Source organism: Variovorax sp. M-6 (genome assembly GCF_052114385.1).
Taxonomy (GTDB): domain Bacteria; phylum Pseudomonadota; class Gammaproteobacteria; order Burkholderiales; family Burkholderiaceae_C; genus Variovorax.
This window is the reverse complement of record NZ_JBFREQ010000052.1, coordinates 18,451-28,723: the sequence shown is the minus strand read 5'-3', so window position 1 is coordinate 28,723 and position 10,273 is coordinate 18,451. Positions and strand designations below refer to the sequence as shown.

Below are 10,273 nucleotides of genomic sequence, written 5' to 3'. Positions count from 1 at the left end.
CGATACCTGGCCGTTCTCGATGCGCGAGAGCATGGAGCGGGACACGCCCGAGCGCTGTGAAAGCGCCAGGGCCGAGACGCCGGCAGCCTGGCGCAGGCGGTTCACCTGGGTTCCGACAAGGGCGGCGGGTTCGCTGCGCGTGGGCTTGGCCTTGGGCGTCGGCAGGTAGAGCGACGGTGGGAGCCTGAGCGGGCGCGCGGTCGGGAATGGAGAGGCGAGCTGCTTCGCCCTGGGGCCCTCACCCCGACCACGCCCGCCGCCACCATCTGCTCGATCATTCGCGCTGAGGCGTGGTGCCTGTGTCTCGATTGTTGTCATTTCACCCCCTAGGCTCCACATGCGGCACCAGCCACATCTACCCGCCGGACAGCAGGCACGGCGACATGCCCCAGACCATCGCTGCCTGCACCCGGGCGGCCCCAGTCGACAGAGCCTAGCCAGCCGAATACCGCGTCGACGTCGACGCCGAAGGACACGTAGATTTCTTTGGACTTGGTCAATTCATCTTCTCCCTGGGTTGCAAGAAAACACGGAGCGGGGGCTCGACGGACAAAGTGATGCGGTGCAGGCGTGCGTCGTCCCGCCGCGAGTGCGCGGACCGCAAGTTGGCGGAAAAGTCGACGCCACGCCTGTGGCGTCAGACGGCAAGCCCTATCGACAGGCAGGTGCAAACACGCGCGGTCCAACCGTGGCGAGAGGTAGAGGGGTGCGTGGGGCAGCGCGACGCCGCGGCCCGTGCGTAGCGGCGGCGCTACGGCAGCGAAGAATTCAGCGTGCGGTTCATATCGTCTCCCTGGAGCTTTGATGCCCCTCTGTGGCTCTGAAGCGAGTGCCCCGCGAGGCACACACTCATTATGTGTCGTTTAAGACGTTTCCCCCATAGGCACATTCCTTGAGTGTCGAGGGCATGGTTTCCGCAACAGCCCCGAAAAGTAGAAGTCGATCCAAGAAGGCGACCCACGTTCCGAACCCCCTGACGATCGCCCTCGGGCAAAACCTGCAACGCATCCGAATAGCGTCGGGCAAAACGCAAGTGGTGCTGGCCTTCGAAGCCGAAGTGGAGCGCTCCCGGATATCCAAGATCGAATGCGGCTACGTCAATCCGTCGTTGCTCACCCTGGGATCGATCTGCTACTGCCTCGGGACCACGCTTCCCGTCTTATTCGAAGGCATCACAGAGACATTTGCGCCATCGGCAAAGGGCGGTTCTCTGCGCAGGTCAAACCAAGCTGTGTTGGAGAAGCCGTCGAGCAAAGCTAGGCGCCGACCCTGACGTAGCGGCGTCACACGCCGCGCTTTCGCTCCTTATCGGCCGTTGCCCGCACCGAAGCAGTGATCGCTACGGTGGTAAGGGCCGCCATCGTCGCCACGGACATCACGTCTTCAACAGTAAATCAACGCCGATCTTCAGATCTGGTGCTCATTAGAATCAAAAAAGGAGAATTCATGAATGGCAGTAGCCTACCGCAGTCAATTAACCTTAGGCCAGTTGATATGGCTTCTCCGCGTGCGGAATTTTTGCTCGAAATGTATCGACAAACCTCGAATCACTTGAATCGCCACGTGGTCTTGCTTTGGCAAAGTGTGGCGCTCCTTGGAGGGGCTTACGCAGCGTTTGCGTTCCAAGAGAAGAATGTCATCTCTATCCACCATGCGACCGCGATCGCGCTACTACTGTGCGGATGGTTCTGTGCGAACGTCTTCGATGCGTATGCTTGGTTCGACCGGAATCTCGTCATCATCGCCAACATTGAACGGTTGTTTCTCGAACAGCAAGACATTTCACTCGTTCACCCCTTTTTCATGAAGCACAGAGATGCGAACGACATGGTTCAACATTTCAGAATTCAACTTTTCTTAGGCTTGATGATTGCTGCCATTGTCTCTGGAGTGCATTTTTACAAACAAGTCGTTCCGACTTTCAAGATACCCAATGGGGTGTTCGACGCGGAGCTCGCTCTTCCTTACGCAGTGTTCGTCATTTCACTCGGATACTGCATGCACATTCGGCGAAAAGTTCTTTCGAAGGCTGCAGACTTACGCAAGTCTTCGCCAGGATTGACGACATAAGCCATTCCATCTTTCGCGTCAACGCATCTCAATACCGAAATGCCGAAGAGTGACGCCTCCCCCGAAATCCAGAAAATTCAGGACTATAGACTGGTTGCGCTATAGCAGATACAGCTCGCCCTACGCCGAATTTACTTCTTCTTTGGCCGGGCACCCTTCTTAGTCTTGTCCTCGGACACAGACGCGATACTGACCGTCTCTAAATTAATATGCCAAGCCCTAGCACTGCGCAGATTGGACGCCATCTGACGTAGGTCCGACTGCAGTAGTTGCTGTCCTGCACGGGTGTCCAGACCTGTCGTGGTCCACTCGACCTCGAAAAATCCAGGATCAATCCGTTTGAGAATTTTCTTCACCTCTCGCTTCAGGACATCCGGATCACTGTATTGGACGTCTGCCTCACTAAACAGCCTCATTTGCTCAAGTGCATCGCAAAGGTATGCTGTCAGTGCCTGAATGCATGCCTTCTCCAACAAATGCGAATAATTGCTCCAAAGATGAGGCCACTGGTCCTTGATCGTGATCCAGATTTGAGTGAACGTCTCGAGTTCAACCTCCTGAATCATAAGCAAAGAGCTTCGATTCAGCACTTCAGAGAGTCCAGCCTCCAGCGCATTGGGAACGATGAAACCGTCGACATTCTTCGCCCACTTAACCTCACCTTTGAACGGGCTATCCACGCCGCGATCAAAGTAGTCCAGCGCGGTGATCTTCTTTTCGTCGATATTGGTACTGCCGCTCGCAAGCATTCGGTTGAAGAGTTCCTCTTCCTTGTAATCGGTAAATAGCGCCTTCACGTGGCTTGGCGAAACCTTGGAGCTGTTGTTATTAATAACCAAGAACTGGAAGGCACCTTCGGTTTGATCTGCGCCAACAATGCCAACGACGTTTAGGTGGAGCGAGCCGTCTGCGACGTTGCTCGCACCGATCACTCTATGTTGTCCGTCAACGATAGTGGCAGCCTGCGCCTTCGGCCCTTTCCACTTCACGGTGAGGTTTCCACGCCCTTCAACCGGGCTCCCATCAACCTTAGTCTCAATGAAAGAAATGGCGTCCTTATTGAACACAACGACAACAGACGTCGCAATCGTATTGGGATAGGGCGCCTCCAAGTATTCTTCGAGCTTTCGCACTTTGGTCTTGTTTAGGTTTCGCTGTATTCCCTTTGGTGTACTGGGTGATAGCCGCTCAACGGCCGCCCACTCCAGAATGTCTGCAGCTGGTGCATGAAAGAGATAGAACTTTAACTCCGGAGCTTCCGGCCGTTGAATATTCTCCAATGCGTAGTACTTCCGGCGAAGCAGTGGCGTAGCAGTTGCCATATCATTCCTCAGCAAATTGAATAAGTTCGAAAAACGTGTATCGTCTGTTCTGATCAAGTCGAATTTTTGGCTCGACAACGTTGAGCATCTTGGCCGCCGTCTTGAGAGAAACCGCCGTGCGAGAAATACGCGTTCGTCCACTCGCCACTCTTATCAGCCTATGCAGAGCTAGCGCGAGACGGACGTTTCGCGGCAAATTCTGATGTTTGTCCAACTTTGCATTGAAGCTCTGAACGCCGAACCAGGCCCATGAAAACGCGTGCTGACGAGCGCCGTTACAACTGTCGCACGCAATCGCCGCATTGGCCTGACTGCTTGATCCCCCAAGAAATGCAGGCCAGAGGTGCTCGATGGTGGCGATGGAGCCCTTGGCAGTACCTTGCCCGCGTGAAACAGCCTTGCCACACCAGCAACATCGATTGGATTCGCGATGAATCGTGTCGGCTCGATTGGGAGTAAAGTGCTTTTCAAGCGCTGCGAGCCCTGCTTGCAAGGTCAACTCCGCAATCCCTCGGGTGGTGGGCCCCTGCCCATAGATTTCGACATCCGATCTCAGCAGTTGCAATACAGTCGATACGGGCGCATCTGGACTGACGAGTAAATGTTCGCTTACGGCATTCAGGCAACGATGCGTGAGTTCCATCGCCGCAGTAAGGCGCAGAAATTCACTTAATCCAGTAGCGGATACAAACCAATTCCGATCGACAAACAATTCAGGAACATCCTCCTTGACCAGATCATAGAGCGCCAGAAATAGACGCTCTCCCGGCGTTTCGGGGTCCCACGGATGCAATTTGGAAAAGTTCGCCAAGCTATTCGATCCGCAAATCGCAGCGGTCTCCGATGCCATCTCTCCAAATGGATACCCGACTCAGATCGAACCCGGAGGCGGCGATCAACCGCGCAACAAATACACAGAGGTTTTCAAGCGTTGGCGCATTTAGTTCTGGGACGTCGTCCAGCATTCGATGATCAAGCCTGTCGCGAATGTTGTTGATCGCCAAACGCAGTTGCCCCAAATCAACCACCATACCGGTTTCGGGATTCACTGCTCCTGCCACGGCGACTTCAGCGTTGTAGGTGTGCCCGTGAATGCGGGCACTGCTCTCTGCCTCGATCTCCCTGTGTAGCGTGTGAGCAGCGTCAAAAAAGAAACGCTGAGAAATTTCGAATTTCATCGGATGCCCACCATCTTGTGGGTTTGCACGCTGAGCCGCCAGCGTGGGTGCCGCATGCAATACTCGATGGCCCACTGTGTGTTCTCCCTCAGAAGAGGACCATCCATGGGCTGCAGCAAATGCTGATCGAAGCTCAACTCGATCAACTCTTCGAGGTCCAAATTAGCCTGTGGTACCACCACCTTGAGTTCCCGCCCCTCCCGCACCTTGAGTTGGGTGTTGGCCTTCGGGCTGACGCACACCCAGTCCAGCCCTTGGGGCACCTCGACTGTGCCATTGGTTTCGACCGCGATCTCAAAATTGCGCTCATGCAGCGCGAGGGTCAGAGCGGCATCGACTTGCAACAATGGTTCGCCACCTGTCAAGACCACCAGCCTTTTGCCCAAGGCCGCCATGGGCCAATGCGCCGCTACCTGATCTGCCAACTCTGCCGGCGTAGCGAACTTGCCCCCTCCGGTACCATCGATGCCGACAAAATCGGTATCGCAAAACTTGCACTGGGCCGACGCCCGGTCGATTTCTCGACCGGACCAAAGATTGCATCCGGCGAACCGGCAAAACACCGCTGCCCTGCCGGCGTTCCCGCCTTCACCCTGAAGCGTGTAGAAAATCTCCTTGACCATGTAGCTCATGGACTAGGCTCCTTTTCGCCAATTGTTGTATCCCGCAGCCCTCAATTCGCATGCCGGACAGGTGCCGCAGCCGAATCCCCACTCGTTCATGTTCTCTCTGTCCCCTCGATAGCAGGTATGCGTATCCTCCTGGATAGCCTTGACCAATTCGTCACCGCCGAGATTCGCCGCCATTTGCCAGGTTTCGGCCTTGTCGATCCACATCAGAGGCGTCTCGATCACTAACGGACGCGCAACGCCGAGGCTCAATGCAACCTGCATCGCCTTCATCGTGTTGTCACGACAGTCCGGGTACCCGGAATAGTCGGTTTCGCACATTCCCCCCACCAGAACGGTGCAGCCCCTGCGATAGGCGACCGCCGCGGCAAGCGTGAGGAAGAGCAGGTTCCGGCCGGGCACAAAAGTGCTAGGCAGCCCGTCGTTCTGCAGAACGATCTCCTCATCCTTGGTAAGCGCTGTGTCGCTGATCTTCCCTAGAACGCCGATCTCTAGTAGGTGGTCCTCCCCAAGTTGCGCGGCCCATTGAGGAAAGTCGTTCCGTATGCGGGCCAGGACGGTATGCCGGCAATCCAGTTCGATCCGGTGGTTCTGCCCATAGTCGAACCCGATCGTTTCGACGTGCTCGTATCGGTCAAGCGCCCAGGCCAGGCATGTTGTGGAATCTTGCCCTCCCGAGAAGAGGACGATGGCCTTCCTTGCAATCATCTCGCCTTCCCCCTCGCGGAGTGCTGCTTGAGGACTCCCGCCTTCTTGACCCTGCCCACCAAGTGCAGGGCCAAGCGTTGGATCTGTCGAGGCGTGTTCTCCACCTCGTCCCATTTGGTTACTGTGCCATCGACGAACGTCCACGCGCCCGAGGTCCAGGCAGAGTTCTTCACGAGCGGGCGTAGTCCCTCGACAAAGTCCTCGATCGCGATGCTGCCGGTACGGCTGTACAGGGTTTCCATCACGTACCCCATCGACACCACGCCAGCACCATGCACGAGACGCGAGGTTCGGGGCGTCTGCTCATGCCAATCCTTAGGAAATACCTGCGCCACCGCCGCATAGAAGTTGCTCAGAAGTTCATACCCGAACTCCATTCGTGTGGGCGCGTCGGCGTGATCCCGAATCGCCCCGCTGTCGGCCGAATTCATGATGACCTTCTGAAGCGACGTATCCTTGATCGCCCCACCCGGATTGGTGTGCATGGAAATCAATCCGTAAAACGACGACTGCTGACGGTAGTTGAGCAGTTCGACAAGCTTTGCCGCCAGGGCGCGGGACGTGAGGCGCTTGGGAAGCGCTTTCACTTCGGGCAAAAGTTCGTAGATCAACGATTTTGGAAGCGGTCTGGTGTTGTTGATCAGGATGAACTGCCTCCGCAACTCCTCTTCACTGTCACAGACAACGCAGGACACGAACACTTCGAAATCATCACGTGCCGTCTTCGCCAACGCCGTGAGCCGCTGCTGACCATCAACCACATAGCCCGGCTTGCCGCCAGCGGTCGAAATCGAGATCTCTACCACGCCGCTGCCCAGGTCCTTGATCTTTGTTCCCCCGAGGAACCCAACGACAACGGCATTGGGTAGAACAGCCTCTCGCTTCTGAAGGTAGTCCTGGATTTCCTGGATGTGTCCCGCGATCTGGGGCCTCTGAAATCCGAATAACTTTCCACTCTCTGAGCGACCGGCTCTGCTGATCTCGCACGTCGCCAAGATATCGGTCGCCTTCGCTGCGAATGTCAGGACATGCGCTCCAGGCGCCTGCCGGGCTGCAACTGCGCGGAATTTGAACTGCGTAGAACTCATGGGGAAAGCTTCTTCAAATGTTGGTGATAGACCGCCAGGTTGTGAAACCCTCTGCGCTTGTTGCGGTTGCTGCCACGGAATATCACTGCATCGATACCCGCTTCACTGCAGACTCGGCAGGAGCATTGTTTCCAAGGCCTCTCGTCGAGAGTGCGCTGCAACGCCGTCTTGGTCTTTGCAATGGCGACTTCGTTCGATTCGGAGCTCTTCTTGGGATCCCAAAGAAATTCCCGGTTGTAGTCGAGGACTGCATCGCACGCCCGCTTGCTGGAGCCGCCCTTCCTGTCGTACAGCCTGAGTTCACGCAGCGCGCCTTGCTCCAGCTTGACTAGGCTTTCCTGGTCAACCCCTGCTTCCTTAGCCTTGCGTTTCAGGCGAGCATTTTCCGTCGCCTGAGGCACGCGAATGGCCGTGAAGTATTCCAAACCGCCTTTGTCGCCTGGAAGGTAGTAGTTGGCCTTGGCATCCTTGAAAGCACGCGTCAGTGGCGATGTGCTGTCGAAGCTGGCAATGCCGTAGTCGGTGAATTCATGGATCTGCTCAGCCTTCGCGAAGCCGAGGATATGCAGTTTTACCCGCGGTGAGATCTTCTTTCGGATCGCCTGCAGACATTGATGCACCTGATCTGCAGACAAGGGCACCATCCCGCCAATGGCGAGGTACGTGTACCCCATTTTTTCCAATCGTTGTCCGGCGACGGCCATGCTCTCTGGTGACCATCCCTGGATCACGCCGAGCGGCGTGAACCCCTTCCCCATGGCTTTGGAAGCCTTCAGAAAGGCGGCTGCGTTCTCCAGCGTAATGTCGAAGCGCCGACGGGCCTCGGGCGTGCCCCCTTCCATACCGCGAGTCTCGGGAAGAAAGTCGAAGATGATGTGGTCGACCGAGCAGCCGTGGGTAAAGCCTCCGTCCGCGTAAAAGTCGAGCATCATTTCCGGTGTGTACGGCGGCACCTCGCGGTCTACATACGAGAATGCACCGCAATCGCCGAAGATGTCCATCTTTGCAAGCTTGCCTCCCATTCGGAGGAATTTGCGGGCACCCACGCGCCGGAAACGCATCATCAGGTCTTCGGGATACTTTCCCGGGAACATGTCATCACCGACGATTCCGCGCGATACCAGGACTCCTTGATATGGAGGCGTCGAGAAGAACTCGTGCGGATACACGTCGCCCCAATACATCTCGCGGTCGGGCCCTGCCCGATCCGCTTCGAAGTCGAACGTCGGATCGATCATGTCCATGGAGTCGGCGAAGATGAACTTCATCGCTTGATCTTCTGGGCGTAAAGTTGCACCAATGCCTGTGAAAGCATCTTGACGTCCTGAGGCGTGTTTTGAATCTCGTCCCACTCTCTGTCTAGACTTTTCCACGTACCCGCCGTCCAGGCGCAGTCCTTCTTGATACGTGCCAACTCTGTGGCAAAGAACTCACGCTGGCGCTTCCTAGTCGTGGCTCGCGCGGCAATGCGATCCATCAGATCGCCCAGGGCCGCGATTCCGGCCGAGTGCATCAGCCGGCTTTGAGAGGGAGGACGCCCCCAGGCATCGGGAAAAGTGTCGCGCACGGCGGACCAGAAGTCGATCAGCGTCTGCAGCATCGAGTTGGCATCACCGGTCTCGTCGCCCAGCGCCTTGAAGTCCGCCAATGCGCCATTGGGATTGCTGAGACTTCGCTTGATCATGTCAAGGACGGCGGTATCAGTGACAACGTGTCCGGACCCGCTGGCTTGGGACGAGCGCTTTATCAACCCGCGCAGCGGCGATTGCTCATGCGAGTTGAGTGCATTGCACAACTGGCTTGGCATCTGGCGCGTGGTCAGATCGCGCGGCAGGGAAATGCCCTGCGTTTCCGGCAGAAGTTCGTCGATCAGCCGTTGTGGCAGCGGCTTGGCCCGATTCACAAGAATGAACTGCTCCCGCTGCACGTGAATTGAGTCAGTCTCGAAGGCCACGACCGGAACCACAAGGCTTGGGTTCGCGGATTTGGACAGTGCGAGCGACCGTTGCTGACCATCGACAATCCACGCTAGGCGCTGTCCCTCTTCGCGCACGGGTATGTGAAGACGACCCAAGGCTGAATCCATGACAGTTACCTCGGCCTTTCCCCCGCGGGATCCCTCGAACTTGATGGTCGGCTCCAAGGCTAGGATGATCGCGTTCGGGAACAACGTTCCGCCGTTGTCCAGGTACTGCGCGATTTCATTCACGTGATCGCGAATCTCCTGACGCTGGAATCCCTCCAACTCATGATTCTTGTCACGCTGCAGTCGGCGAATGTCAGCAATCCGCAGCAGTTCACTGCCAGGCAAGAAAGTCAGATAGACGGTGGTGTCGCCCTGCTTCGACTTGACGGCGGGAGCAATGACGATCTCCGGTGCTTTTCTTGGCTTCATAGCGTTTCCCATGCGCTGAAGAAGCGCTGTTGCTCACAGGCGTAGCCAAGATCCCTTCTCAGCTTGCTCAGCGCGGTCGTTTTGGATTCGCCCGCCTTCTTCAATGCGCGGACATGACGCCGCAACGCTACCGCATCCAGTCGCACTCGCTGGACTCTCTCCGGCGCCCGGTGCCTGGACAGTGCAAGATGAACGCGCTTTGCATGGTCTTGCGGCGACTGAATTCGGTCATCGCCCCCAACGAGGCCGACGAAGTGGGTCAACGCCCTGGCCGCAAAGTCGAATCGGGTTCCCTGCAAACCGAGGCCTGCATCATCAAGCCGGTCGTCGTACGGCATTACCGAGGGGCGAAGAAAGTCAGGCAAGGCGTTGGCCCGAGTCGGCCCGACGATGCGAAGGCGGGTCACTTGCGCAATGGTGAGGCTCGCGAGTTCTTCCTCGACCATCTCGATGTAGGGCCGCGTCGCCGCGATGACGAGCATCGCTTTCGGCCGTACGCGCAGCAGTTGCGCCAAGGGCCTGGAACGCCGCGCCTCGTGAAGCGCGGACCACCATTGGGAAGATGTGAACGGCTCCGTGAGCGACCGAAGGAGGATGCAATCCTCCGTGTTGGGCGCAACCGATAGGCTGTAGGGCGGCACCAGCGCGTCCTGCTTGATGAACCCCAATCCGGCCGAGAGCACGTAGAGGTCTGCGCCTGCGCTCTCAACCGCCTTGCTGGCAAGCGCGAAGGCTCTCCCCGAATAGAGTTCGCGCGCGGGAACGGCCTGGGCGCTGGAGCTTTCCAGCCGCAACCGCCACTCTTTGGCAAGTTGTGCGACCTCTCCCCGCCCGAGGTCGCGAGCGCAAAGGCTTCCACCGGGTTCAACAGTTTTTCTAGAGG

The 10,273-nt window shown here is 57.2% G+C and carries 13 protein-coding genes; 2 read left to right on the top strand and 11 right to left on the bottom strand.

Annotated features, from left to right (window positions below; translation table 11 throughout):
• Window positions 1-318 (bottom strand): helix-turn-helix domain-containing protein (locus AB4Z46_RS33070; RefSeq protein WP_442287794.1); only part of this gene is annotated, 318 nt, incomplete at its 3' end.
• Between the two features lie 8 nt (window positions 319-326).
• Complete coding sequence (locus tag AB4Z46_RS33065; RefSeq protein WP_442287793.1) at window positions 327-500, bottom strand: hypothetical protein; 174 nt, start codon at window positions 498-500, stop codon at window positions 327-329.
• A 392-nt stretch (window positions 501-892) separates the two neighbouring features.
• On the opposite strand from AB4Z46_RS33065, the gene AB4Z46_RS33060 reads away from it, so the two are divergent.
• Together AB4Z46_RS33060 and AB4Z46_RS33055 are read left to right on the top strand one after the other, a co-directional pair.
• Window positions 893-1,273 (top strand): helix-turn-helix domain-containing protein, encoded by a 381-nt coding sequence (locus tag AB4Z46_RS33060; protein ID WP_442287792.1) that lies wholly within the window; start codon window positions 893-895, stop codon window positions 1,271-1,273.
• 173 nt (window positions 1,274-1,446) lie between these two features.
• Window positions 1,447-2,070 (top strand): hypothetical protein, encoded by a 624-nt coding sequence (locus AB4Z46_RS33055; RefSeq protein ID WP_442287791.1) that lies wholly within the window; start codon window positions 1,447-1,449, stop codon window positions 2,068-2,070.
• Between the two features lie 131 nt (window positions 2,071-2,201).
• Here the strand turns inward: AB4Z46_RS33055 and AB4Z46_RS33050 are convergent, their stop codons facing one another.
• The 9 genes from AB4Z46_RS33050 to AB4Z46_RS33010 are packed head-to-tail and all read right to left on the bottom strand — an operon-like array spanning window position 2,202 to window position 10,184.
• On the bottom strand, window positions 2,202-3,392 hold the full coding sequence (locus tag AB4Z46_RS33050) for a DGQHR domain-containing protein (RefSeq protein WP_442287790.1): 1,191 nt from the start codon (window positions 3,390-3,392) through the stop codon (window positions 2,202-2,204).
• Between the two features lies 1 nt (window position 3,393).
• Window positions 3,394-4,203 carry a hypothetical protein gene (locus AB4Z46_RS33045; protein ID WP_442287789.1) on the bottom strand — a complete coding sequence of 270 codons (810 nt, stop codon included), beginning with the start codon at window positions 4,201-4,203 and terminating at the stop codon, window positions 3,394-3,396.
• Between the two features lies 1 nt (window position 4,204).
• Complete coding sequence (locus AB4Z46_RS33040) at window positions 4,205-4,570, bottom strand: 6-pyruvoyl trahydropterin synthase family protein (RefSeq protein ID WP_442287788.1); 366 nt, start codon at window positions 4,568-4,570, stop codon at window positions 4,205-4,207.
• Window positions 4,567-5,202 carry a 7-carboxy-7-deazaguanine synthase gene (gene queE, locus AB4Z46_RS33035; protein ID WP_442287787.1) on the bottom strand — a complete coding sequence of 212 codons (636 nt, stop codon included), beginning with the start codon at window positions 5,200-5,202 and terminating at the stop codon, window positions 4,567-4,569. The genes AB4Z46_RS33040 and queE overlap by 4 nt, the downstream gene beginning before the upstream one ends.
• A 3-nt stretch (window positions 5,203-5,205) precedes the next feature.
• Window positions 5,206-5,907, bottom strand: a complete 702-nt coding sequence (gene queC, locus AB4Z46_RS33030) for a 7-cyano-7-deazaguanine synthase QueC (RefSeq protein WP_442287786.1) — start codon at window positions 5,905-5,907, stop codon at window positions 5,206-5,208.
• Entirely contained in the window at window positions 5,904-6,995 is a 1,092-nt protein-coding gene (gene dbpB / locus AB4Z46_RS33025) for a DGQHR domain-containing protein DpdB (protein ID WP_442287785.1), read from the bottom strand. The genes queC and dbpB (AB4Z46_RS33025) overlap by 4 nt, the downstream gene beginning before the upstream one ends.
• Entirely contained in the window at window positions 6,992-8,263 is a 1,272-nt protein-coding gene (dpdA, locus tag AB4Z46_RS33020) for a tRNA-guanine transglycosylase DpdA (RefSeq protein WP_442287784.1), read from the bottom strand. Before dpdA ends, dbpB (AB4Z46_RS33025) begins: the two co-directional genes overlap by 4 nt.
• Entirely contained in the window at window positions 8,260-9,390 is a 1,131-nt protein-coding gene (dbpB, locus tag AB4Z46_RS33015) for a DGQHR domain-containing protein DpdB (RefSeq protein ID WP_442287783.1), read from the bottom strand. Before dbpB (AB4Z46_RS33015) ends, dpdA begins: the two co-directional genes overlap by 4 nt.
• Window positions 9,387-10,184: a DUF6884 domain-containing protein gene (locus AB4Z46_RS33010; RefSeq protein WP_442287782.1), complete on the bottom strand. Its 798-nt coding sequence runs from the start codon at window positions 10,182-10,184 to the stop codon at window positions 9,387-9,389. Before AB4Z46_RS33010 ends, dbpB (AB4Z46_RS33015) begins: the two co-directional genes overlap by 4 nt.
• Window positions 10,185-10,273 lie beyond the last annotated feature (89 nt).